A 23,826-nucleotide genomic window follows, 5' to 3' on the forward strand; every position below is an offset into this window, starting at 1 on the left:
GGCCCAGATGTACGAGAACGATGACTCCGCGTCCCCCCGGTACGACCTCCTGGTCGTCGGCTCGGCCAACGCCGACCTGGTCGTCGGCGTCGAACGCCGTCCCGGCCCGGGGGAGACGGTGCTCGGCTCCGACCTCGTCGTCCACCCCGGCGGCAAGGGCGCCAACCAGGCGGTCGCCGCCGCCCGCCTCGGTGCCCGGACCGCACTGCTGGCCCGGGTCGGCGACGACGCCCACGGGCGGCTGCTGCGCGCCTCGCAGCAGGAGGCGGGTGTCGACACCGGCGGAGTCCTCGTGGGCGGGGCGCCCACCGGCGTCGCCCTGATCACCGTCGACCCGTCGGGCGACAACAGCATCGTCGTCTCCCCGGGCGCCAACGCACGGCTGACCCCCGAGGACATCAGGGCCGCGGGGCCCCTGTTCGCGTCGGCGCGTGTCGTCTCCGTCCAGCTGGAGATCCCGCTGGACACGGTCGCGGAGACGGCCCGTGCCGTCGGTCCCGGGACGCGCCTGGTCCTCAACCCCTCACCGCCCGCGCCGCTCCCGCACGAGGTGCTGGCCGCCTGCGACCCGCTGGTGGTCAACGAGCACGAGGCGCGCTGCATCCTCGGTGAGGGCGCGGGCAGCACCCCGGAAGCGTGGGCCCTGAAGCTCGTCGCCCTCGGTCCGCGTTCGGTGGTGATCACCCTGGGCGCGGACGGCGCGCTCGTCTGCGACACCCGCGCCGGCGACCCCGTACGCGTGCCGAGCCCCCGGGTCGACGCCGTGGACACCACGGGCGCGGGAGACGCGTTCACCGCCGCCCTGGCCTGGAGGCTCGGCCTGGGCGAGGCCCTCGCCCAGGCCGCCGCGTTCGCCGTACGGGTCGGCGCGGCAGCCGTCACCAAGGAGGGCGCGCAGGCGTCCTTCCCGACCGCGGAAGAGGTCGCGGCACTGTGAAGAAGTCCGGCGTCCTGAACCGTGGCCTGGCAGGTGCCCTGGCCGGACTCGGCCACGGGGACGGCGTCCTGATCTGCGACGTGGGCATGCCCATCCCGCCGGGGCCCCGACTGGTCGACCTGGCCTTCCGCGCGGGCGTCCCGTCGTTCGCCGAGGTCCTGGACGGCCTGCTGGACGAGCTGGTCGTGGAGGGGGCGACGGCGGCCGAGGAGATCCGGCGGGCCAACCCGGAAGCCGCCCGTCTCCTGACCGCCCGCCTGCCGGGCCTGACACACGTCCCCCACGAACGGCTGAAGGAACTCACCGCGTCCGCCCGGCTCGTGGTGCGCACGGGAGAGGCCCGGCCCTACGCGAACGTGCTGCTGAGGTGCGGGGTCTTCTTCTGACGCCGCGCCCGGGGTTCGGCGCCCGGGGCCGCCGCGCCCCGGCCGCCGAACCCCGGGCGCGGCGTTCCGGCACGCCCCCGCCGCCTACGGCCGCAGCACCTCCCGGAAGGTGTACACCCCCGACGGCTCCATCCGTACCAGAGCCATCGGCTTGCGGTCCGGATTGCCGTCCGAGGCGAAGGAGACGGGTCCGCTGAGCCCCGACACCGCGGCCGTCCCGCTGAGCTGGAGCAGCATCTGGAGGGTCGCGCCCGTGTTGACCTGCCCCTTGCCGTCCGGGCCCGCCGCGTTGCGCACGGCCACTCCCAACGTCCAGACCGCGTCGTGACCCATGATGACCTGACCGTCCTGGAGGACCTGCATCGTGGCGTCGGCCGCTCCGCCGAACTCCGCCCGGTACAGGGAGAGGAAGTCCGGCAGCGGGTTGTTCGCCTCGGGATAGAGCTCGCCGGCCAGCGCGGGGTGGGCGAGTGACGAGTAGAGGACGGTCACCCGGCTGTCCGTCCACTCGGTACGGAACTTCTCGCGCCGCGCCTCGCTCTCCAGCGAGCCGTAGTAGGCGCCGACCGCGTCGTCCCCCGTGACCAGGGTGACCGGACACCGCCGGTCGGGTGCGGACATGGAGTAGATGAAGTTGCGGATGTCGACGCCCCGGCCCGCGAAGAACACCGCATCGGGCCGCAGGTCGCACACCTTGTCGGCGACGGACGAGAAGGCGTTGGACACGCCGTCCACACCGGAGAGGAACTCCAGCGGTGTGCCCTCGAGTTCCAGACCGCGCTCGGCGGCGGCCCGCGTGAACGCGGTGGCCATGGAGGTGTTGTAGATGTCGTCCTCGTTGCGGTCGCGGATGACGGCGACCTTGAACCCCGGGTCGCTCCGCTGCTGCTTCCTCAGGTAGTTGGCCGCGCCCCTGGCCTGGTCGCGGTTGGGAGCGGAGGTCCGGAAGAAGCCCGGACGCGCCGCGTCGGAAAGGCTGTCGGCGGTCACCGTCGCGCCCATCATCGGGATGCCCGCCTCGCGCAGGGCGTCGACGGCGTTCCGGGTGCCCCCGCGGCTCTGACCGAAGCCGGCGACGCCGACGAGGCGGTCGTCGCCCTCGGAGAGGGCGACGAGGTCGTCGGTGAGGGTCCGCCACTGCTCGGATCGCAGCCCGAGATTGCCCACGAGCAGACGGATCTGCGGCAGATCGCCCCGCCCGGCCCCGAGATCGGGGTCGTTGAGCTCCCGCTGGGCCAGATAGGCCCCCATCAGCTCCCCGCGCAGCCCGTACTTGGCCTCCTCCTCGCCCTTGACCGTCGTCAGCGGCTCCACATAGGCGAGGGAGACGTACTTCTTGCCGGACTCCGCGACGCGATCGTTCTCCGCCTTGATCTTGCCCATGACCTCCTTCAGCGACGGATCGAAGGCGAAGGAGCCGTCACTGACGCCGATGCACTCCTCGCGGGCCCCCTTCTTGAGGATGCCAGGCGCGCATTCCACCTTGTTGTGCTGCCAGGCCTGGTACGCCTCCGCGCCGCCCCACACCGCGGCGGCCAGCACCACGGCGCCGGCCGCGACCCACGGGGCCTTGCGCCGGGGCGGGCGCGGAGGGACGAAGGTGTCGTCGTCGGGAGCTACCACCACGGCTTCCTTTCGTAGCGCTGTGCCATACGCAGCAGCACATGGCGGTCGTGCTCGTCACCGATCGGCCGGCGCAGCGTCAGGAACTCCTCGACGATGTCGGGGTACAGCTCCGCGTATGGATCACCCAGAGGATCCCCGTACGGCTGCGCCGCCCCGTCCGGGCGCGGGTGCGGGGTGATCCACCCGGCCGCGAGCAGCCGGGTGATGGCGCGGCGCGCGGGGTCGCCCCCGGCCACGCCGACGAGGCGTTCGTACCGGTCGCGGGCCGCCTCGGGCAGGGCCCCGTCCCAGCGGCACGGGGCACGCTGGAGCCACGCAAGGTCGGCGCACCACTCGTCCGCGCCCGTCTCGTCGAAGCGGTCCCGCAGATAGTCGACGGCGGAACCGAGGTCGTCCAGCGCCAGGTCGTGGTAGGCGACGGCGCGCAGGTCGCCCCGGGCCACCGCCGCCGCACGCAGCGCCCGGTGCGCGCCCGTCCATGAACCGGGGCCGCCGTCCTCCGGGGCGCCGTCCAGCCGGCGCAGGAGCAGGAAGCGGGTGAGCCGGTGCAGGGCGGGGAGACCGCCGTCGGGTTCCGGCACGGTCCGCAGGTCGTCCGCGCAGTAGCCGACGAACTCCCGCAGCACCGGTTCCTGTCCCTCCCACAGGGCGTCGCAGGTCTCCGCCCGGCCGAGGGTGACCCCGGCGGCGACCCGCGGCATGAGCCGGGCGAGCTGCGCGGAGCAGTCGCGCAGCAGCAGGTCGAGCAGGTCCGGTCCGGCGGACAGAGCGGGCACGGGCAGGACGCTGCCGTCGAGCGGCGCCAGGCACTGGTGGACGCGCGCGTCCCACGGCAGACCGGCGGGCATGCGGCGCAGACTGTCGAGGACGGCGGCGGTCCCCGCGGGGTGGCCCCGGGTGATCTCGTACACGATCCAGCCGAGCCACTGCACCGCGTTGTCGGTACGCGGCAGCACCGAACCGGCCGGCAGCGTGTCGAGTGTGGAGGCCGCCTGCGCCTCGACCTCCCGGCGGCTGAGGTCGCGCAACTGCCCCGCCACCACGAGCGGCCCGGCGGACAACGGCTGGAAGAGGGCGGGCTGCGGCCAGCTGCGGCGGTAGTCGGGGCGGTGGCCGCTGCCGGTCTCCGCGCGGACGAGGGTCTCCGGCCGCTTGCGCGCGGTCGTCACGACGAGGAGCGGATCGGGGCGGCCCGAGCGTTCGCGTGCTTCGAGCAGGAGCGTGAGGAAGGCCTCGCCGGCGGGGGAGTCCGCGTTGTCCAGGAGAGCGAGGCAGTGCGTCGTCCGCAGCCGGTCGGCACGTCCGGAGGCGTAGGCCCCGCGAAGGTCGGCCAGGAACGAGTCGAGCAGGACCCGCTCGGCTTCGGCCCGCTGCGCCGGATACCCGTGGTACAGCCGGTTCACCCCGACGAGGAAGTCGGCCGTCGCACCGCGCCCCGGGCCGGAGGCGGACGTCTCGGCCAGGCGGCGGCGCAGCCGCAGACCGAGCCGCATGCGGACCCCGCCCTGGACGAGAGGGACCACGACGGAGCTCCAGCCGGGCAGCCCGAGACCGGCGAGCTGGGCCACACCGTCGACGATCCCCTGGAGTTCCTGGTACGAGTGCTCCCGCGCACGCCCCGCACGCAGTGCCTCGGCCATGTCGCGGACGGCCTGTTCCCGGCTGCGCGCGTCCACGGCGGTGCCGACGGCGGCGAGCAGGGAACCCAGCGCGGGGAACCCCACCTGGGGGATGCCGTCGTGCCGGGCGCCGAGCTGGAAGGCCATGTCGATCAGTACGTCGATGGGCGTTCCGCCTCGCTCGCCGACGGGTTCCAGATCGATGCTCGCCAGCGGCACCCGCTGCGCCCAGTGGCGCAGATGGCCGGTGAGCGCGGTCTTCCCGCTGCCGCGTGTACCCAGCAGCATGAGGACGGGTACCGGACGCAGCACCCCCTGCTGCCTGTTCAGGATCTCGGCCATGCGCCGGCGCACGGCGATGTCCCGCTCCGACCTGCCGGCTCTCTCGTCGACCATCCAGCTCCCCCCGCGGACCGAACGACGCCCCATGCAAGATCATCGAACTCACTTGTGGCACAAGGCTGTTCGCACGGTCCCCCGCTGATGCCATGCCCGCACGGAGCGCTCCTCATGCGCCTGCCGCACGCCTGAGGCGCACGCCCTTGGAACGAGTGCGGCCTGGCGCGTCAGTTGTTAGGATCGGCCCGTGACTGCCGGGTCGGCCATGGGCCATGTACGAGAGAGGCGCCCGGCCCCCGCATGAGCACGTGGCGGGCGAGAGCCCCGCCACCCTGTCGTGAACAGCCCGCCCCCTGCCGCGTCCACGCGGCACCCCCATCAGCGGACCTCACGACCCGGAGACGTATCCGTACATGTCCCACCACCATCAGCAGGACCCGCACGCGAACCAGCAGGGCGTCGACGTCGTCCAGCTGGACCACCACGCCGTCTACGCCACGGACCGCAGCCTGTCCGCGGAGTTCATCGCCGCCGTCCTGGGCCTGGAGGTCGGTGCCCCGTTCGGGCCGTTCCTGCCGGTCGATCTGGGTAACGGCGTGACCCTGGACTACTACGAACTGCGCGACGAACCGGTGCAGTCACAGCACTACGCCTTCCTCGTCCCGGACGCGCAGTTCGACACGATGATCGCCCGGCTCCAGATGCTGGACGTCACCTACTACGCCGATCCGAGCCACTCCGAACCCGGGCGTGTCAACCGTCTCTTCGGCGGCAGGGGCGCCTACTTCGAGGATCCGGACGGTCACAACATGGAGATCATGACCCGGCCCTACACCCGGCCCAGGTAGCCGCCTCCGTCACGCGTCCACGAGCCCGTCCACCAGTCCGGCCAGTGCCGAGGCCAGCGCGCCGAGTCCCGGCCCGGCCGGACCGCCGGGCTCCGTCATGTACAGGTCGCGCCGTATCTCGATCATCAGCGCGGCGACCCGCCGGTCCGTCCCGTAGTGCTTCAGCGGAACGTACGTACCGGGGAAAGGGCTGTTCAGCCCCGTGCCGCCGAACGCGGAGAACGCGGTCTCCGCCCGGGCCAGGAGCCAGGGCGGGGTGTGGAAGCCGTCGGTGCCCAGGCAGACCGGTGGGCGCGGCCCGGTGCCGTGCAGTTCGTACGGAAGCGCGGTGGCCGGGTAGGAGTGGACGTCGATGACGACGGCGCGTCCCGCGGCGGCGAGCCGTTCGTCGACGGCCGCGGTCATGGCCCGGGCGTACGGGTGGAAATAGCGGTCGAGCAGCGGCTTCGGATCCGCGTCCGGCGGACGGAGCCGTTCACCGTGCGTGGTACGGGTGTAGACCGCTCCCATGCCGGCGGCCAGCATCTCCTCGCGGTCGTCGGGGAACCGCTCGGGATCGACGACCAGCCGCGACAGGCCGTTGACGAAGCGCCAGGGCGCCACCCCGCAGGCTTCGAGGGCGCGAGCCGCCAGACCGGCCGTGTGGGAGTCCGTGATGTGGTCGAGTTCGGTCTCCAGGGCCCGGTCGTCGAGCAGGATGCCCGCACGCACGTGCCCCGGGACCACCCGGGAGGAGTGCGGGACGTGCAGCAGTACCGGTGACCCGGGGGCGCCGGGCAGGAGCTGGAACGGGGGCGGCTCGGGGCTCAACTGTCTGTCCTCACGCGTGTGCGGGGGCGGGCCGGGGGCCCTGGCGGCCGGCCCTCAGGCCGTCGCGTAGTCCGCGAGGGCCGGTTCCAGCAGCCCGAAGGCGACGCCGGCCTCCTCCTCCAGGACCGCGGCGATCTCCGGGTTACCGCTGCCCGCGAGTGTCAGCTCCTGGATGCGCCGGAACAGCACGCGGTGCACCCCGCCCAGCAGGGCGGCGGCCGTGCGCGGCGCGATGTCGTCGTCCGAGGTGCCGGTGGCCTCGGCGAGCACGCGCGCCAGGGCGTCCTCCCGCCGGTCGTGCAGGCCACGCAGGCAGACCGAGAGCGTGGGGCTGTCGGCGATCATCCGGGCGAAGTCGGGGCCGGCGAACCCGGCCACCGGGTCCTGGGCCGCGACGGAGGCCAGGAAGGCGCGGCGGAGCGCGGAGAGCGCCGGCTCACCGGAGGCGCGACCCGCGACCGTGAGGGCAAGGCTCGCGGCGAACTCCTCCTGGTGGTCCAGCGCGAGGTCCTCCTTGCGCGCGAAGTAGTTGGTCACCGTCTTCTTCGCGACCCGGGCGGCGGCCGCGATCTCGGCGATCGTCGTCCGCTCGAAGCCCTGCTCGATGAAGAGCCTGGTCGCGTGGTCGGAGATGAGCCGGCGCGTCTCCCGCTTCTTGGACTCGCGGAGGCCTTCCGGTTCGGCGCTCGTCTGGGTAGCCATGGGGAAAGTTTACCCTCATCGCATTTTTACGTGGGACGGTGCCACGCGTCGCAGGTGAGGACGCGACACGTGCACGTCCCCACGCGTGGGCGCGGCGGGGCCGGCCGGCGGACCCGCCGCGCCCACGGCTTGCGGCGGGCCGGTCGTGAGCGGCGCGGCCGCGTCAGCTCACCCAGACCTCGGCGTCCTCGGCCGGGACGGTGGTGGCGAGCTTCAACTCCTTGCGGGCGGCGACCGTCTTGTTGGGGTCGATGCCGGTGAAGGCGAGGTCGTAGGCGACGTAGAAGTCGTCCGTGTTGCCGGCCGAGGCGGCGTCCTTCCACGCCTCGGCGGTCTCTTCGAGCTGACCACGGAGCTTGACGGTCTCCGGCTGATCCACGCTCTTCAGGGTTGCCAGGTGGGCGTTGAGCGCGGAGGAGACGGCTTTGGCCTGCTTCTTGTAGCCGGCCAGGTCGTCCTCGATCTGGTCCGCCTCGGGCTGGTTGCTCCACAGCGCCTCGTAGACGGCGTTCGCGCCCTTCAGGTAGGCGAGCTGGTCGGCGTCGAGGGACGTGTCCTTGAGCGAGCCGGAGAAGGTTCCGGACTCCTTGGCGTAGGTGCAGCTCACGGCGCGGTCGCCGGTCGCCCAGCTCTGGCTCGTGGGGTAGTAGTAGAAGAGGTTGACGCCCGCGGGTATCGCCCACGTGTCGGAGACGTACTTCTGTGCGACCGCCGGGCACCGCTCGTCGGCGATCTTCGAGGCCCCGCTGTCACCGGGGTAGGCCGACTCGCCCTCGATGGAGAACTCGCCGACGACCTGTCCCTTGTGCGCTTCCCCGCACGGCACGATCTCGACAGCGAACTCCTCGGTCTCGGTCGCCGCGCTGTTCGGGTTGTAGCAGTCTCCCGGAGCGAGCGAGAAGACGGACCGCTGGCGGACCACTTTCTTGGCGCCGTCCTTGGCGCTGTCGATGGCGTCGGCGCAGCCCACCGCGCCGATCGCGAGAAGGGCTGCCGCGGCGGAAAGGCCGCGAGCTGAACGGGACGTGACACCGAAGAACATGACGTGGGCATCCTCAAACGGAAGAGCTGTGAACAGGTGTGCGCATCGTATGGCATAAGTGTGACCATGCTGTGCGCAGGTGTGTTTCGGCTCGCGCCCCCCGCAGGCCTGCTCGTAATGCCCGCCCGGAAGGCCGGAAGGGATGCCGTGGCTCGCTCGACCGACGCCCTTCCGGCTGCACGGCGGGCGGGGTGGGCGGTCGGGGTCTCGACGGTCAACAAGGTTGATCCGTACAGCAGCTGATTGCATATCAGCTCCGGAGTCACCCGGGCGGCGAGCAGTGCTCCGTCGGGTGCTGTCGGGCGGAGCAAGGGCGTGACGCCCGGTCAGCTCGTCGCCGGACTGCGGTGCCGCGCGCCTCGGCGGGGTGGGGGCGGCCGGAGGGTGGGGAGCCGAGTCAAAATTACGCTCGTCGCACTTTTCTGTTGACGGACGATATGCGCTCACTATAAAGTTACGTTCATCGTAAAGATGCCCTCCAGTGAAGGACGTGTATGCGCAAGACCGACACAGCGAACCTCCCCGCCGCCCGGGTCGACGGGCCTGCCGTCCCGCGCCGCGAGGCCGGGCACCGGGTCGCGAAGGCCCCCGGCTCCGCCGCGTTCCGGCGAACGGGCCGCAGGGCGGTCACTCTGCCGCGCCGGAGATCCTTCTGACGCCTGACCACCGCCCACCCGCCCTTCCGACACCGGCAGCAGGAGCCCGCATGCAGATCACCACCAGCACCGTCTCGCTCACCGTCGAGGACGTCGCCGCGTCCCAGGCCTTCTTCACCGCTCACCTCGGATACAAGGAGACCGTCGCCACCGAGGACTTCGCCTCCCTCGCCCGCGAGGACGCCGCGGTCGACATCGTCCTCCTGCGCCGCGGCACGGAGGTCCTGCCGGCCGAGCAGCGTGACCGGAACGCCTCCGGACTGATCCTCGCCTTCACCCTGACGGGTCTGGAGAGCGAGGAGAGGCGGCTGCGCGCCGAAGGAGTGGAGATCACGATGCCGCTGCGCGAAGAGCCCTGGGGCGAGAAGCTGTTCCAGATCACCGACCCCAACGGGGTCGTCATCCAGTTCGTCGAATGGGCCGTAGCGCCGGATGCGGAGCACACATGAGAACACTCCAGACCGCGGCTCTGCTCGCCTCGACCGCGGGAGCCGCGCTGATGGCCGGGCTGTTCTGCGCGTTCGCGTACGCCGTCATGCCGGGGCTGGCCCGCACCGACGACCGGGGCTTCGTCCAGAGCATGCAGCACATCAACCGGGCCATCCTCAACGGCTGGTTCCTCACCCCGTTCCTGCTGCCCCTGCCGCTGCTGGTGCTCGCGACGGTCCTGGCCGTGAAGGGACACAGCGGGGGAGCCCTTCCGTGGATCATCGCGGCCCTCGCGTCGTACGCGGCGGCGTTCCTCGTCACCGGAACACGGAACGTCCCGCTCAACGACATGCTCGACAAGGTGCCGCTCGCCGCGTCCTCCGACCGGCTGGGGGAGGCACGTGCCGCATTCGAGGTCCCGTGGGTCAGGTGGAACACCGTCCGGGCCGTCCTGCACACCGGGTCCCTCGGCGCCCTGCTCTGGGCGCTTCACCTTCACGGCACGGCTGCCGGGGACGTGACCCCGTAGAGCTCCTGCCGCTGCCCGGGGATCAGGCCGCGATGACGACGGCCGGCCTGGTCAGGGCGGGGGTGTCCGACTGCGCCGGGGGCGGGGCGTAGACCACGACCCGCAGCCACACGAACCGCCCCACCCCGGCCACCGCGGACGCCGACACGTACACGGTCTGCTCGACCAGTACGGAGGGGGCGGACTGCACGGCGTGCAGCACGAGCAGCGCACCGGTGGTGAACGCGTAGCTCACCGCCACGGTGAACCCTGACTGCAGGTGGACCCGCCAGCCCCCGCGATCGCTCCGGAAGGAGACACGGCTGTGCAGTTCCGTCGCGATCACCGTCGAGACCACGGTGACCACGGCGTTGGCGACGACCAGCGGCATCCGTTCGCCGAGCAGCACCAGCGCACCACTGGCCGCCAGGCCGACACCGCCCCCGCAGACGACGAAGCGCACGAAGGCCGCGACGAGTGGATGGGCGGTGCGCTTCGTCCGCACGTGCGCGTGGGCGGTCACGGGGAGCCTCCGGGAGGGGTGCTGAACGGGTGCTCCCATTCCACCCGGTACCCGGGGCGGGGGCGTCAGCCGAGCGACGCAGCCGTTCCCCCACTTATCTGGGGGACTTGTCTAGGGGACATCCCCCACAAGCCCCCGGGCTCGCGTCCCCGGACGGTTGTGACGCCCGCGGACCTCGCGTGACTCCCGGCGTTCCCCTCTCGTTGACCAAGGCCGCGTCCCGCTGTCGCGGGGCCCCGGTGCGGAGAGGAGCGGTCGTGCACGAGTGCCCGTCGGAACGCCAGGCACAGGAGGCCCCGGCAGGCCGGGCTAGCCGGTGGACATCCGGTCCGCTTCCCTGGCTCGCTGCGGTCGGCCTGGTCTTCGCCGCGGTGCAACTGGCGTTCGTGGTACCGGGTTCGGGGCTCGCCTGGGACGAGACGGTCTATGTCAGCCAGGTCGGGGGCAACGCCCCTCCGGCCTTCTTCAGCGCCCCCCGAGCCCGTGGGATCTCCTACCTGGTCGCTCCCGTCGCCGCGTTCACCGCTTCCACCACCGCGCTCCGCGTCCACCTCGCCGTCCTGTCCGCCCTCGCGCTGGTCGCCGCCCTGTGGGTCTGGCGGAAGGCGCTGCCCACGCCCGTCCTCGTGGGCGCGGGCGCGTTCTTCGCCGGCCTGTGGCCCGCCCTGTTCTACGGCCCGGCGGCGATGCCCAACCTGTGGTGCGCCCTGGGCGCCCTGGCGGCGGTCGGCTGGGTCGTCAGGGCGATGGGCGGAGCCGTGGGCGCCGCCGGGACGGCCGGCGCGGCGACGGCCGTGGCGCTGGTCGCCCTGATGCGGCCGGCCGACGGTTTCTGGCTCGCGCTGCCGCTGGCCCTGGCGGTCGTCCTGGTGCCCGGCCGGCGCCTGCCGGGCATGTCCGCCGCGCTCACCGGCGGACTCGTGGCGGGTTGCGCGCCCTGGGCCGCCGAGGCGTACGCCAGGCACGGGGGCCTCGGGGCCCGGCTCCACCGGGCCGGCGAGATCCAGGGCGGCCTCGGCTGGAACTTCGCCGTCGACGACCACCTGCGAGCGCTCGCCGGCCGGACCCTGTGCCGCCCCTGCGACATCGCCTGGGAGAGCCCGGCCACCGCGGCGTGGTGGGTGGCACTGCCCCTGCTCACCGTCGGCGGGATCGTGACGGCGCGGCGGAGGGGCCGGGGGACCGCGGCGCTGCTGGCGACGGTGACCGGGGCCTCCATGGCCGTTCCGTATCTCTTCCTGGTCGAGTACGCCGCGCCCCGCTTCCTGCTCCCCGCCTACGCGTTGCTCGCGCTGCCGGTGGCCGAGTACGTGGCGTACCTCTTCGCCCGGGCGAGGCAGGCCCGCAGGCCGGCGGGATTCGCCGCACTGACGCTGGCTCTGGCGGCTCATCTCACCGTCCAGCTCTCCGTGCTCAGCCATGTGGTCCGCGTCAGCCGCACCACTACGGCGGAGTTCGCCGCGGCAGCCGGTGCGCTGAACCGGCTGGGGGTGCGCCCTCCGTGCGTGGTCAGCGGGGTCGACGCCGTGCCGATCGCCTATTACGCCGGATGCGCCTCCCGCCAGACCGGGGGGCACGACGCGAGCATCAGCCCGGAAGCCCTCCGCGCCCTCGCGCGCCGCGTACCGACGGCCGTCCTCGTGACCGGAGGCCACGCACCACCTCCGGTCACCGGCGGCTCACAGGCGGTGCCCCTGCCGCCGGGGAGGGGCACCGGGGCCTACCGGACGTACCTTCTGCACCCCTGAACCACAGCGGGAGGGCCACCCGGTTGCCGGGCCGGCGGAGCCGCGCCCCCGGGGGTGGCGAACGCGTCCGGACGCACCGCCGTTCGCGGTGGACCGGGTCCCGCAGGTGTGAGGCCGCCGGCACCAGCGCCTCGCTCCGGTGACACCGCCACCGGAGCGAGGCCGACTCGTACGGGGGAGGGCGCGTCTGCCGAAATGACCGCGGCGCACGTGTTACGAATGCCTGGGTAGCGGACGGCCACCCGAATCCCATCCGGGCGCCGCCTGAAACGTCCCGGTAATCCGTTCGGCGCGGGAGCTCTCTACCCTCGCTCGGGAATCGTCGGAGCAGCAGACGGAGGCGGTCCCGTGGCCGGCGCAGCAGCACGCGGACGACAGGCCGAGCTCAGCGCGGGGCTGTCCCATCGGATCATCCACGGCTACCGCCGCGCGTACAGGATCGCGGGGGAGGGGCCGGCCATCCTGCTCATCCACGGCATCGGCGACTCGTCGGCGACCTGGGCCGAGGTGATCCCCGAACTGGCCCGCCATCACACCGTGATCGCCCCCGACCTCCTGGGCCACGGAGCCTCGGACAAGCCCCGGGCCGACTACTCGGTGGCCGCCTACGCGAACGGCATCCGGGACCTCCTGGGCGTCCTGGGCATCGAACGCGCCACCCTGGTCGGCCACTCGCTCGGCGGCGGCGTCGCCATGCAGTTCGCCTACCAGTACCCCGAGCGCACCGACCGGCTCATCATGGTGAGCGCGGGGGGCGTGGGACGGGAGGTCAACCCCGTCCTGCGAGCGGTGTCCCTCCCGGGGGCCGACCTGCTCCTGTCCACGCTGCGTCTGCCCGGCATGCGCAGCCAGGTCGGTCTCTTCACCCGGCTGATCAAGCTGCTCGACACCGACCTCGGGCAGGACGCGACCGAACTGCTGGACCTGGTGGACGCCCTTCCCGACAGCACCTCGCGCAGCGCGTTCATCAGCACGCTCAGAGCGGTGGTCGACTGGCGCGGCCAGGTCGTCACGATACTGGACCGCTGCTACCTGGCCCAGGGCATGCCCACGCTCCTGCTGTGGGGTTCACGGGACAGCGTCGTACCCGTGCACCACGCCTACGGCGCCCACGCCGCCATGCCCGGCAGCCGCCTGGAGATCTTCGAGGGGGCCGGTCATTTCCCGTTCCACACCGACCCCGGCCGTTTCCGCGCACTCGTGGAGGACTTCATGCGCACCACGGCCCCGGCCGACTGGAGCCAGGAACGCTGGCGCGAGCTCATGCGCGCGGGCCGCCCGGGCAGCACGGACGGCGCACCGGACCCCGCGTTCGACCGCGCGGTGGACCGCGACCTGCGCGAGGCGAGCGAGCGCAGCGCCACCTGACGACGCAGGCGCTACCGGGGCGGAAGGCGACCTGCCCCGCCCCATCGTCCGCACACCGCAGGCATCGCACGCGGTTGTCCCTCGCATCCGGTGCTCCGACCCGCCGGGCCCAGGTGCATACGGTGTCCCACACCGCTCCGCGTACGGGTCGCCACCGCCACCCTCCAGCCCGTCTGGGCCGGACGGTTCCCACAGGACTCCGTGGACTCCTTCGCGGAGTCACAGGCCGTCCACAGCTGTCAGGCACGGCCCGGCAGCTCGCCCGGCCGGGACAGCGCGCCGTACGAGCACCGACAGCAGCGCCGCCCCGGCGCACAGGACGCCGAGGCCACCCAGACCGGGGAGTGCGTCCCGAAGCACCGGCATCGCCCTGCGACAGCACTTTCCGCTGGCGCTGGGGTGTCACCGCACGTCCGGGGGACGCGCGGCCGACAGCGCGGACGCGGGCCCCCGGACGGGGCGTCAGACGGAACCGGGGGTACGGATGGCGGCGATGTCGAACTGGAGGCGGAGCCGCTCACTGACCATGGCGCCGCCCTCGGCCAGACGGGCGTTGTAGGTCAGGCCCCAGTCGGAGCGGTTGATGGTGGTCGTCCCGTCGAACCCGACGCGCTCATAGCCGAACGGGTCGGTGACGTAACCGATGTACGTGAGGTCCAGGACGACGGGGTGGGTGATGCCCCGGATGGTGAGGTCGCCGGTCATGCGGTAGACGTCCTTGCCGACGAGCTGCACGGCGGTGCTCACGAAGCTGATACGCGGATACTTCGCGGCGTTGAGGAAGTCGCGGCCGACCACGTGCGCGTCGCGCTGCTCGACGCCGGTGTCGACGCTCGCGGTGGCCAGCGAGATCTCCGCCTGGGAACGCGCGGGGTTGCGCCCGTCGAAGTAGAGGCGGCTCTCGTACTCCAGGAACGCGCCGCGCACCGTCGTCACCATGGCGTGCCGCACGGAGAAACCGATCCTGCTGTGCGCGGGGTCGATCATCCACTCACCGCTGAGAGCCGCAAGGCGGGGATCGGGCAGAACTGCAGCACCGTCGGCCGTCGGGGCGGCAGTCGGCTCCTCCGTGCGGGGCTCCGGACGGCGGAGCAAGGAGCTGCGGCTGAAGAGGTTCATGAGGACTTAGTTACTCTGAGGTAAGTGGCGTCCGCAAGAGCCGATCGAAGAACCCGAACATTCATGGTCAGACCTTCACAAGGTGACGTCCCGGCGAAGCGCGGCGGTAGCCGAGCGTGGGCGCTTCCTGCGTCGAAGGACGTACCGGCATCCGGTCCTCCCCCTACGGCCCCGGTGGCCCTCCGGGCGCCGAGGACGTTGAACACGCGCGGCTCTACCGGTTGTGAGGGAAGCGTGATGAACGACCCCGGCCCGGACCCGTCCCTCGACTCCCTCGCCCCGCACTCCCGCGTCCGGCTCCGATCGCCGCACGCCGCGGTCAGCGACCGTTCACCGGGACGCGCTGCGTCCCGTCTGCCGCGAACCGGGACCGGAAAAGCGGTGCAGCCGGTCCGTCCGCGTCATGCCAGCGGTGTGAGCTTCTTCGCCGTACTGCAGTGCTTGGTCCGCCCGTGCCGCCACAGCTGTACCGCGGTCAGTGTGAGGAGTGCGGCGAACACCACGAGGAGGACGCCCGCGATCGTCGTCTGCCTGCCTCCCCGCGCCGGATCGTCGTAGGAGAGCAGGACGGACGCGGACAGCAGCATCCCCGCCAGGTACACCGAGCGGACGCGCCGCAGCTGCCGCACCGCACGAGGAGCAAGAGCAACACGCTTCACGAAAGCCATGCCCCCTCAGTACCCCGTGTCCGGCGGTTGAGACATCGATTCGCCGGCCAACCCCCGTTGCGGGCGAAGCGCCTTGAAGATGACTCATCAACCCTCTGCGGGATTCTCCACGAGCGTGAAGAACCCCGTTACGCGGGCACCAGAAGGGCCTACCCGTCACTCGCCCACCACCGTGAGGAGCCGGCCGTGGCCCTGGTGCAGCTCGACCTTCCCGACCCGATGGCGTGGAGAGGGCGATGGTCGGCCCTCGCCGCCGTGCACGCCGCCTCCGGGCACGGCGAGCGGTGCCGGGCGCTCTGGCCGGTCTGGCACTACGACGACGGGCACGGCAGCTGGGCCGATCTGCACCACCTCGACGGGGGCCGCGCCGTGTTGCTCGGACAGGACCGCAACGACTCCGAGACCTTCTACGCCGAGGCGGCCGACTTCTTCGAGGAGGAGGAGACCGACCTGCTGGCCGGTGCTCCCGAGTGGTGGGAGCCGCCCGTCCGCCGGGTGCGGGAGGCGGATCTCTTCCTCGGCTTCGTGTACGGCTACGACGGCAGCGCCTGGTACCGCGCCGAGTACGAGGCCGAGGACGGTTTCGCGAGTGTGGGGCTGCCCGTGCTCGCCGCGGCCATGACCCGGGGGAAGATCCTCGCCACCGTCCAGCGTCTGCCGGGCGCCGAAGCCGGCCGGCCCGCCTATGAGGCGATCGACGCGCTGGTCGCCGCCGACGGCGAGGCCGATACCGGCCTGGTGGCTGCCGTCGGCCCCTCCGAAGGCTGGGACGCGGAGTCGGGTGCGGCGGCGGCCCGCGCGTTCCTCGCCGCCTGACCGGCGCGGACAACGGCTTCGGGCGGGATCCGGAAGGGCAGCGCCGGGCCGGACCGCGCTCACCGGGTCACCAGGCCCGGAAGGTGGTGCCCGGCCGGTCCGCGGTGCCGACGCGCTCCACGTACAGCAGCGCACCCCGGTGCGGCAGGTAGCTGTCGGGTGCGCTGCGGGACTCGAACGACACCGACTCGAACGGCACCAGGGACGGGAACGCCGGCCCCTGCCCCGTGCCGCACCCGCGACCCTGGCGGCCGGCCGTGAGGACCTGTGGACGCACCTCCGCGACCGATGCCCAAAGCTTCACCCAACCTCCCTATAGTGGTGGCGCGTTGATCGTATGGCCGCAACGCGCGAAGCCGTCTCCCAGGAGTCCGTACGATGACGAGCCCTTCCTTAACCACCGCCTCCACCCCGGGCGGCGGCTGCCCCGCCCGCGCCACCGACGCCCCCGTGCCGCTCAGCGGTCCCGCCTTCCACACCGAACCGCAGGCCCTGTACCGGACCATGCGCCAGTCGTACGGGCCCGTGGTGCCCGTCGAGCTCCCCGGTGGATTCCCCGCCTGGCTGGTCGTCGGGTACCGCGAACTCCACCAGGTCACCAGTGACGGCGAGCTCTTCCCCAGGGACGTCGGACTGTGGAACCAGTGGGAGCACATCCCCGAGGACTGGCCGCTGCTCCCCATGGTCGGACGCCCCATGCCGTCCATCTACTTCACCGCGGGAGCCGAACACAGGCGGCATTCCGCACTGGTGGTGCCCGCGCTCGAGGCCGCGGACCCGTTCGAGATCCGGGAGCACTGCGAGCAGCTGGCCGACCGGCTCGTCGACGGCATCTGCGCCCGGGGGACGGCGGATCTCGTCGCCGAGTTCGCGGAACCGCTGCCCGTGCTCGTCCTGGCCCGCCTCGTGGGCTTCCCCGACGCGGAAGGGGCGGACATCGCCCGGGTCCTCAAGGACCTGGCCGACGGGGGACCCGGCGCCCAGGAGGCGTACGGACGCTTCGGCGCGCACATGAGGCGGCTGGTGGAGGCGAAGCGGGAAGCGCCGGGCGACGACATCACGTCCCGGATGCTCGCCGATCCGGAGCCCTTCACGGACGAGGAGTACGCCCTCGACCTGATGGCCGTCACCGCGGCCGGACACCTCACCACCGCCGACTGGATCAGCAACTCCCTGCGGCTGATGCTCACGGAGGACCAGTTCGCGGACTCCCTCTCCGGAGGGCATCGCAGTGTCGGCGACGCCATGAACGAGGTCCTCTGGGAGGAGAGCCCGACCCAGATCCTCGCCGGCCGATGGGCGGTCCGCGACACACAGCTCGGCGGCCGGACCATACGCGCCGGGGACATGCTCCTGCTCGGTCTGGGAGCGGCCAACACCGACCCGCTGATACGCCAGGAGGCGATGTCCGGCGGAGCGGGGCACCGGGCGGGCAACGGCGCGCATCTGGCGTTCAGCCACGGGGAGTACCGCTGCCCCTTCCCGGCACAGGAGATCGCCGAGACCATCGCGCGTACCGCGATCGAGGTCATCCTCGACCGGCTGCCCGACCTCGAACTCGCCGTCCCCGCCCAGGACCTCGTGCGAAGGCCGTCCGCCTTCCTGCGCGGGATGAACGCGCTGCCCGTCCGGTTCTCTCCCGTACAGACGACAGGAGACCTGCTGTGAACTGCCCGCACACGACCGTGGTCATCGACCCCATGGTCCAGGACCTCGACGGTGAGACGGAACAGCTGCGGGCATCCGCCCCGCTCGCGCGCATCGAGCTCCTGGGCGTCCCCGCCTGGACCGTCACCCGTCATGCCGAGGCCCGCCGACTCCTGCTGGACACCAGGCTCGTGAAGGACCTGGGCGCCTGGGGGCTCTGGCAGAGCGGGGAGGTGACCCACGCGTGGCCGCTGATCGGCATGATCGACGCCGGTCGCTCCATGTTCACCGTGGACGGCGAGGAGCACCGCCGGCTGCGGGCGAAGACCTCCCAGGCACTCACGCCCCGCCGGCTGGAGGCGATCCGCCCGGCCATCGAGCAGTTCACCGAGGGGCTGCTGGACGAGCTCGCCGAGCAGGGAAAGGACGGGGCGGTCGACCTCAAGTCCGTGTTCGCCCAGCCGCTCCCCATGCGGGTCGTCGGGCTGCTGATGGGAGTGGACGAAGCCCTCCACCCCATGCTGACCCGGCAGTACAAGGCCTTCTTCTCGATGCTCACCCCCCAGGAGGAGAGGCTGGCGCTCCTGGCCGAACTCGACGTCTTCTACGCCGAGCTGGTGCGGGAGAAGACCGCGCACCCCACCGACGACCTCACCAGCGCGCTGATCCTCGCCGACGAGGGCGGGGAACCGCTCACGGAGGAGGAGGTCGTCGGCAACCTCAAGGCGATGGTGGCCGCAGGGCACGAGACCACGATCGGGCTCATCCTCAACGCCGTGCGCGCGCTGCTCGCCCACCCCGCCCAGCTGCGCAAGGTGCTGGACGGCGAGATCTCGTGGGAGACGGTGATCGAGGAGACCCTGCGCTGGGACACGCCCACCACCCACCTGCTGATGCGGTTCGCGACCGAGGACATAGAGGTCGGCGACCAGGTGATAGCCAAGGGGGAGGGCGTGGTGATCTCCTACCGGGCCATCGGCCGCGACACCACCCAGCACGGGGACGACGCCGACGCCTTCGACATCACCCGGCCGACGCCGATCCGCCACATGACCTTCGGCCACGGCCCCCACATCTGCCCCGGCGCCGCGCTGTCCCGGGTGGAGGCCGGGATCGCGCTGCCGGCGCTGTTCGGACGGTTCCCCGGTCTGAGACTCGCGATCGCCGACGAGGAGATCCGCAAGCTGCCGGTCATGACCCAGAACGACATGGAGGCCTTCCCCGTGCTGCTGCACGGCTGAGAACCGGGAGCCGCGCGGGCGGGGGAGCTCTCTGCGACCGGGCACACACATCCTCGCCGGGGCTGTGTGCCCGGCCCTCCGTGACTCCCTTGGAAGACAGTGTCGTTCGATATCCCGTACGACGTCCGGTCTTTCGGTGAAAGGGGGCTCCGCGCGGCAACCGATGGCGAGCCGGTGGCGACTGCTGGGTGCACGCCCCGTCCCCGACCTTCAGGAGGATCCTCGTGAGCCGCACTCTGAGGGGAACCCTCGCCGTGCTCCCCGCCGCCTTTCTGCTGGCCCTCATGCCGGGCAGCGCGTCCGCCTACCCGAACCCGGGCGCCGTCAACGGCGACGTCGTCGTCCACGACCCCAGCATGGTCCGCAGCCCGTCCGGCCAGTACCTGCTCTACTCGACCGGTGAAGGGCTCCAGCTCCGCACCTCGACCGACCGCACGGCCTTCGGCCGCTCGGGGAACGCCTTCACCACCAAGCCGAGCTGGTGGAAGAACTACTCCTCCGCCTCCGACCCCTGGGCCCCGGACATCTCGTACCGCGGCGGCAAGTACCTGATGTACTACGCCGTCTCCTCCTTCGGCTCGAACAAGTCGGCCATCGGCCTGGCGGCCTCCACCACCGGGCAGGCCGGCAGCTGGAGCGACTACGGCATCGTGTACACGTCGAGCACGTCGAGCGACTACAACGCCATCGACCCCAACCTGTTCGTGGACGACGACGGCAAGTGGTGGCTGTCCTTCGGCTCCTGGTGGACCGGGATCAAGATGATCCGGATCGACCCGACGACCGGAAAGCAGTACGCCGGCGACACCACCCGCCGCTCGCTCGCCTCCCGGCCCACCGGCACCAAGGCGGTCGAGGCACCCTCCCTCGTGAAGCGCAACGGGTACTACTACCTCTTCGCCTCGTACGACACCTGCTGCGCCGGCACCAGCTCGACGTACAAGATCAAAGTGGGCAGGGCGACCAGCGTCACCGGGCCCTACAAGGACCGCAACGGCGTCAGCATGCTCAGCAACGGCGGCACGCCCGTCATGGAGTCGCACGGCCGCTTCATCGGCCCCGGCGGCCAGTCGGTCCTGGCGGACTCCGACGGCGACCTGCTCGTCTACCACTACTACGACGGCCAGGACAACGGCACCCCGAAGCTCGGCGTCAACCTCCTGAACTGGAGCAGCGGATGGCCCGTCGCCTACTGACCCTGCTGAGCGCCCTCCTGCTGGCGCTCGCCCTGGGGCAGCCCACGTCGGCGTCGGCGGCCGAGGGCCGTCCGTACACCAACCCGGTCAAGAACCAGAAGGGCGCCGACCCCTGGATCTCCTACCACGACGGCAACTACCACCTGGTGTCGACGAGCTGGACCGACGTCATCACCATGAGGAAGTCACCGACACTGGCCGGTCTTTCGACCGCGCCCAGCGTGCAGGTGTGGCAGGGTGACGCCGCTTCGCGCTGCTGCAACATCTGGGCACCCGAACTGCACTACTCGGGCGGTCGCTGGTACCTGTACCACGTGGCCGGACAGAACGTCACCGACTACAACCCCACACAGCGCGTACACGTGCTGCAGAGCGCGGGCCCGGACCCGATGGGCCCCTACACGTACAAGAGCCAGCTGGGCAGCACCTGGATGCTGGATCCGAGCGTGCTCACCGTCAACGGGTCCATGTACCTGCTGGGGAGCGCGAGCGGAGGCGGTACGCAGAACCTCGTCATCGCCCCGATGTCGAACCCGTACACGCTCGGCGGCCCGTTCTCGACGATCTCGAGGCCCACCCACGACTGGGAGAGATCCGGAGGCGCGGTCAACGAGGGGGCCGAGGTGCTCCAGCGGGGCGGGAAGACGTTCATCGTCTACTCCGCCAGCGGCTGCTGGACACCCGACTACAAGCTGGGGCAGCTCACCCTGACCGGATCCGACCCGCTCTCCGCGTCCTCGTGGACGAAGAAGTCCACCCCGGTCTTCCAGCGGGACGACGCCGCCGGGGTCTACGGGCCTGGGCACAACGGCTTCTTCACCTCGCCCGACGGCACGGAGAGCTGGATCGTCTACCACGCCAACGACTCGGCGTCCGACGGCTGCGACAACGGGCGTACCGCGCGTGCGCAGAAGTTCGGCTGGAACTCCGACGGCACCCCGGGCCTGGGCACGCCCGTCGCCCTCGGTACGGCACTCCCCGGGCCCGCCGGCGAGACGGCGGCCACCCCGGCGGCGTACACCGTGGTCAGCCGGGCCACCGGGAAGTGCCTCGACGTGAGCGGTGCCTCGACCGCCGACGGGGCCGATGTCCGGCAGTGGACGTGCGACGGCAGCGCCAAGCAGCGGTGGCGCGTCGACGACCGGGGGGACGACACGAGCAGGCTGGTGAACGTCGCTTCGGGGAAGGTGCTGGACACGGCGGACTGCTCGGCGGCCGACGGCGCGGACCTGCGTCAGTGGTCGTGGCTCGACAACACCTGCCAGCGCTTCCGCTTCCTCACCACCGAGGCGGGGGGCTGGGTGCGCATCGTCAACCAGGCCACCGGGAAGGTCGCCGACGTGGCGGACTGCTCGGCGGCCGACGGCGCCGACATACGGCAGTGGACGTGGCTGAACAACCACTGCCAGCAGTTCAAGCTGCTGCCTGCCTCCTGAGATCGTGCATGCCTCGGGAGGCCCTACCGGTCTCCCGAGGCGCGCCGCAGCTCGCGGGCCCGGCACCCGTAAGCTGCGGCGGCATGGCTGATCTCCTCGCCCTCGCCCCGCACCGCTCCACCACGGCCACCCTCCTCGCCGGTGCGGCGCGGGAGCGCGGCATGGACGTCACCGTCCTGCCGCGTCACGGTCTGCCGGCCCGGCCGCCGGAGAGCGCCCGGGCGCACTACTACGGGGGACCGCTCTTCGGGACCTCGGCCGCCGGACGCTCGGCGTCGCGCTCCTCGAACCGGACGACGGCTGGCTCGACGCCCTGCCGTACGCGTTCACCGGCCGCCGCGTCCGCCGCGTACCGCTCAGCGAGGCCCGCCGCACACCGGGCCCGCTCTTCGCGAAGCCTCCTGCCGACAAGAGCTTCCCGGCCGCCGTGTACGCGGACGGCGCGGCCCTGCGGATCCCCGCAGGACCGCAGGAGGACCCGCTCGTCCAGATCAGCGAAGTCGTCACCTGGGTGAGGGAGTTCCGGCTCCATCTGCTCGACGGGGAGATACGGACCGGCTCGCAGTACGCCTGCTTCGGCCGGCTGGACGTGGCGCCGCTGGACGGCCATGCGGACGAGCCCGCGGTACGCGCGTTCGCCGGGCGTCTGGCCGAGGTGTGCGCGGGAACTCTGCCCAGCGGGGTGGTGCTCGACGTCGGGCTGATGCGCGTGGAGGGCGGTGCGGGGGAGGGGCGGTGGGCGGTGGTCGAGGCCAACATGGCCTGGTTCAGCAACCTGTACGCCGCCGACCCCGCCCGCGCCCTGGACGTGGTGCTCCGCGCGGCGGGCCCGTGTGCCGGAGTCCGGGCACGGGACGCGCCTTTCCGGCGGGCGTGGCAGCGGGGCCCGGCAACCTCGGCGCCGTAGCCGCGCGTGTGGCACCGGGCCCGGCAACCTTCGGCGTCGCCGCGGCGACTACTGGCCGGAACCCCACCTCTTCCCGACGAACGGACCAGGCCATGGCAGCCATTCCACGACGGCGCACCGCTCTCCACCCGGGACCCCGCAGCGCGATGACGGCAGGCGCGGCGGCGCTCCTGACCGCCGCATCGGTCTGGGCCTCCGGGCCGGCGTCCGGCACCGAGGCGGCGACCACCCTCACCGTCGCCAAGGACGGCAGCGGGCAGTACACCACCGTGCAGGCGGCGGTGAACGCGATCCCCGCGGGCAACACCGCACGGGTCGTCGTCTCCATCCGCCCCGGCACCTACCGCGAACTGGTGAAGATCCCCTCGACCAAGCAGAACGTCACCCTCCAGGGCAGCGGTTCCAGCCGCAACGACACCGTCATCGTCTACAACAACGCCTCCGGCACCCGGAAGCCCGACGGCTCGGGCACCTACGGCACCAGCGGCAGCGCGACCGTCGCGGCCGAGGCCGACGGCTTCCAGGCCCGCAACCTCACGATCTCCAACGACTTCGACGAGGCCGCCAACCAGCACATGAGCGGACTTCAGGCCGTGGCCCTGCGGACAGCCGCGGACAAGGTCCTGCTCGACTCCGTGATCGTCACCGGCGACCAGGACACCCTGCTGCTGGACACCGCGTCCAAAGCGGCGCTCGGACGCGTCTACATGACGAACTCGTACGTCGTCGGCAACGTCGACTTCATCTTCGGACGCGCCACCGCGGTGATCGACAAGTCGGTCATCACGCTGAAGAAGCGGTGGGACGGCAGCTCCGCCGGCTACATCACCGCACCCAGCACCGCGGCCGACCGCAAGGGCTTCCTCATCACCCGGTCCACCGTCAACGGCGACGTCTCCGCGTCGTCCTTCCACCTCGGCCGGCCGTGGCACGCGGGCGGCGACGCCTCGCTCGACCCGATGGCCACCTTCCGCGACTCGACACTCGGAGCGGCGGTCAAAGCGGCCCCCTGGACGGACATGAGCGGCTTCTCGTGGAAGGACGACCGCTTCGCCGAGTACCGGAACACAGGGCCCGGCTCCGGCCCGGCCGGCAGCAACCGGCCGCAGCTCACCGACTCCCAGGCCGCGGGGCAGGAGACCGCCGACTGGCTGGCAGGCTGGACACCTTCGGCGTCCTGAGTCACGGTGTGCGGCAGCGAATCGATGAGGCACCCACGGTCGAAGCGCTTCGACTCCCCTATGGACAGTGCCTG

Annotated in this window: 22 protein-coding genes and 2 pseudogenes; 15 read left to right on the forward strand and 9 right to left on the reverse strand. The window is 71.9% G+C overall.

What is annotated here, in order from left to right; translation table 11 throughout:
* Nucleotides 1-7 precede the first annotated feature (7 nt).
* Both ACHFIV_RS10220 and rbsD read left to right on the forward strand, forming a co-directional pair.
* On the forward strand, nucleotides 8-937 hold the full coding sequence (locus ACHFIV_RS10220; RefSeq protein WP_398965786.1) for a ribokinase: 930 nt from the start codon (nucleotides 8-10) through the stop codon (nucleotides 935-937).
* Nucleotides 934-1,323 (forward strand): D-ribose pyranase, encoded by a 390-nt coding sequence (rbsD, locus tag ACHFIV_RS10225; RefSeq protein WP_398965788.1) that lies wholly within the window; start codon nucleotides 934-936, stop codon nucleotides 1,321-1,323. Before ACHFIV_RS10220 ends, rbsD begins: the two co-directional genes overlap by 4 nt.
* Nucleotides 1,324-1,407: 84 nt before the next feature.
* Here the strand turns inward: rbsD and ACHFIV_RS10230 are convergent, their stop codons facing one another.
* Nucleotides 1,408-2,949, reverse strand: coding sequence for an ABC transporter substrate-binding protein (locus ACHFIV_RS10230; protein ID WP_398965791.1), 1,542 nt, complete (start codon nucleotides 2,947-2,949; stop codon nucleotides 1,408-1,410).
* Nucleotides 2,940-4,964 carry an ATP-binding protein gene (locus ACHFIV_RS10235; protein ID WP_398965794.1) on the reverse strand — a complete coding sequence of 675 codons (2,025 nt, stop codon included), beginning with the start codon at nucleotides 4,962-4,964 and terminating at the stop codon, nucleotides 2,940-2,942. The genes ACHFIV_RS10230 and ACHFIV_RS10235 overlap by 10 nt, the downstream gene beginning before the upstream one ends.
* 356 nt (nucleotides 4,965-5,320) lie before the next feature.
* On the opposite strand from ACHFIV_RS10235, the gene ACHFIV_RS10240 reads away from it, so the two are divergent.
* Nucleotides 5,321-5,755 (forward strand): VOC family protein, encoded by a 435-nt coding sequence (locus tag ACHFIV_RS10240; protein WP_398965797.1) that lies wholly within the window; start codon nucleotides 5,321-5,323, stop codon nucleotides 5,753-5,755.
* A gap of 9 nt (nucleotides 5,756-5,764) precedes the next feature.
* Here the strand turns inward: ACHFIV_RS10240 and ACHFIV_RS10245 are convergent, their stop codons facing one another.
* The 3 genes from ACHFIV_RS10245 to ACHFIV_RS10255 all read right to left on the reverse strand — a co-directional run bounded on the left by ACHFIV_RS10245 (nucleotide 5,765) and on the right by ACHFIV_RS10255 (nucleotide 8,309).
* On the reverse strand, nucleotides 5,765-6,565 hold the full coding sequence (locus ACHFIV_RS10245; RefSeq protein ID WP_398965800.1) for an N-formylglutamate amidohydrolase: 801 nt from the start codon (nucleotides 6,563-6,565) through the stop codon (nucleotides 5,765-5,767).
* 54 nt (nucleotides 6,566-6,619) lie between these two features.
* Nucleotides 6,620-7,267 (reverse strand): TetR/AcrR family transcriptional regulator, encoded by a 648-nt coding sequence (locus tag ACHFIV_RS10250; protein WP_398965803.1) that lies wholly within the window; start codon nucleotides 7,265-7,267, stop codon nucleotides 6,620-6,622.
* A 163-nt stretch (nucleotides 7,268-7,430) separates the two neighbouring features.
* Complete coding sequence (locus ACHFIV_RS10255; RefSeq protein ID WP_398965806.1) at nucleotides 7,431-8,309, reverse strand: septum formation family protein; 879 nt, start codon at nucleotides 8,307-8,309, stop codon at nucleotides 7,431-7,433.
* Nucleotides 8,310-8,803: 494 nt separating this feature from the next.
* Here ACHFIV_RS10255 and ACHFIV_RS10260 point away from each other — a divergent pair, with 494 nt between their 5' ends.
* Genes ACHFIV_RS10260 through ACHFIV_RS10270 form a run of 3 tightly spaced genes read left to right on the forward strand, consistent with a single transcriptional unit; the run spans nucleotide 8,804 to nucleotide 9,923 of the window.
* Nucleotides 8,804-8,965 carry a hypothetical protein gene (locus ACHFIV_RS10260; RefSeq protein WP_398965809.1) on the forward strand — a complete coding sequence of 54 codons (162 nt, stop codon included), beginning with the start codon at nucleotides 8,804-8,806 and terminating at the stop codon, nucleotides 8,963-8,965.
* Nucleotides 8,966-9,015: 50 nt separating this feature from the next.
* Nucleotides 9,016-9,414 (forward strand): VOC family protein, encoded by a 399-nt coding sequence (locus ACHFIV_RS10265; RefSeq protein ID WP_398965811.1) that lies wholly within the window; start codon nucleotides 9,016-9,018, stop codon nucleotides 9,412-9,414.
* Complete coding sequence (locus tag ACHFIV_RS10270; RefSeq protein ID WP_398965814.1) at nucleotides 9,411-9,923, forward strand: DUF1772 domain-containing protein; 513 nt, start codon at nucleotides 9,411-9,413, stop codon at nucleotides 9,921-9,923. The genes ACHFIV_RS10265 and ACHFIV_RS10270 overlap by 4 nt, the downstream gene beginning before the upstream one ends.
* Nucleotides 9,924-9,945: 22 nt before the next feature.
* Here the strand turns inward: ACHFIV_RS10270 and ACHFIV_RS10275 are convergent, their stop codons facing one another.
* The gene (locus ACHFIV_RS10275) at nucleotides 9,946-10,425 is read right to left on the reverse strand and encodes a hypothetical protein (protein WP_398965817.1); all 480 of its coding nucleotides are present in this window, start codon (nucleotides 10,423-10,425) and stop codon (nucleotides 9,946-9,948) included.
* Nucleotides 10,426-10,682: 257 nt separating this feature from the next.
* On the opposite strand from ACHFIV_RS10275, the gene ACHFIV_RS10280 reads away from it, so the two are divergent.
* Nucleotides 10,683-12,173: a hypothetical protein gene (locus ACHFIV_RS10280; RefSeq protein ID WP_398965820.1), complete on the forward strand. Its 1,491-nt coding sequence runs from the start codon at nucleotides 10,683-10,685 to the stop codon at nucleotides 12,171-12,173.
* A 348-nt stretch (nucleotides 12,174-12,521) separates the two neighbouring features.
* Nucleotides 12,522-13,541 carry an alpha/beta fold hydrolase gene (locus ACHFIV_RS10285; RefSeq protein WP_398965823.1) on the forward strand — a complete coding sequence of 340 codons (1,020 nt, stop codon included), beginning with the start codon at nucleotides 12,522-12,524 and terminating at the stop codon, nucleotides 13,539-13,541.
* Between the two features lie 462 nt (nucleotides 13,542-14,003).
* Here ACHFIV_RS10285 and ACHFIV_RS10290 read toward each other — a convergent pair whose 3' ends face one another.
* A complete protein-coding gene (locus ACHFIV_RS10290; protein WP_398965825.1) occupies nucleotides 14,004-14,660 on the reverse strand; it encodes a YceI family protein in 657 nt (218 codons plus the stop codon).
* Nucleotides 14,661-15,061: 401 nt separating this feature from the next.
* The gene (locus tag ACHFIV_RS10295) at nucleotides 15,062-15,328 is read right to left on the reverse strand and encodes a hypothetical protein (RefSeq protein WP_398965827.1); all 267 of its coding nucleotides are present in this window, start codon (nucleotides 15,326-15,328) and stop codon (nucleotides 15,062-15,064) included.
* 186 nt (nucleotides 15,329-15,514) lie between these two features.
* On the opposite strand from ACHFIV_RS10295, the gene ACHFIV_RS10300 reads away from it, so the two are divergent.
* A complete protein-coding gene (locus ACHFIV_RS10300) occupies nucleotides 15,515-16,144 on the forward strand; it encodes a proteophosphoglycan 5 (RefSeq protein WP_398965830.1) in 630 nt (209 codons plus the stop codon).
* Between the two features lie 67 nt (nucleotides 16,145-16,211).
* Here ACHFIV_RS10300 and ACHFIV_RS10305 read toward each other — a convergent pair whose 3' ends face one another.
* Entirely contained in the window at nucleotides 16,212-16,448 is a 237-nt protein-coding gene (locus tag ACHFIV_RS10305) for a hypothetical protein (protein WP_398965832.1), read from the reverse strand.
* 74 nt (nucleotides 16,449-16,522) lie between these two features.
* Here ACHFIV_RS10305 and ACHFIV_RS10310 point away from each other — a divergent pair, with 74 nt between their 5' ends.
* From ACHFIV_RS10310 to ACHFIV_RS10335, 6 genes and pseudogenes are all read left to right on the forward strand, one after another.
* Nucleotides 16,523-17,812: a cytochrome P450 gene (locus ACHFIV_RS10310; protein ID WP_398965834.1), complete on the forward strand. Its 1,290-nt coding sequence runs from the start codon at nucleotides 16,523-16,525 to the stop codon at nucleotides 17,810-17,812.
* Complete coding sequence (locus ACHFIV_RS10315; protein WP_398965837.1) at nucleotides 17,809-19,032, forward strand: cytochrome P450; 1,224 nt, start codon at nucleotides 17,809-17,811, stop codon at nucleotides 19,030-19,032. The genes ACHFIV_RS10310 and ACHFIV_RS10315 overlap by 4 nt, the downstream gene beginning before the upstream one ends.
* A 284-nt stretch (nucleotides 19,033-19,316) precedes the next feature.
* A complete protein-coding gene (locus ACHFIV_RS10320) occupies nucleotides 19,317-20,228 on the forward strand; it encodes an arabinan endo-1,5-alpha-L-arabinosidase (protein ID WP_398966007.1) in 912 nt (303 codons plus the stop codon).
* Complete coding sequence (locus ACHFIV_RS10325; RefSeq protein ID WP_398965839.1) at nucleotides 20,210-21,664, forward strand: family 43 glycosylhydrolase; 1,455 nt, start codon at nucleotides 20,210-20,212, stop codon at nucleotides 21,662-21,664. Before ACHFIV_RS10320 ends, ACHFIV_RS10325 begins: the two co-directional genes overlap by 19 nt.
* Before the next feature lie 83 nt (nucleotides 21,665-21,747).
* Nucleotides 21,748-22,571: pseudogene (locus ACHFIV_RS10330) on the forward strand (ATP-grasp domain-containing protein).
* A 215-nt stretch (nucleotides 22,572-22,786) separates the two neighbouring features.
* Nucleotides 22,787-23,752 (forward strand): annotated as a pseudogene (locus ACHFIV_RS10335) (pectinesterase family protein); the annotation flags it as partial.
* Nucleotides 23,753-23,826 lie beyond the last annotated feature (74 nt).

This window comes from Streptomyces sp. ALB3, from assembly GCF_044385685.1.
In the GTDB taxonomy this organism is placed as follows: domain Bacteria; phylum Actinomycetota; class Actinomycetes; order Streptomycetales; family Streptomycetaceae; genus Streptomyces.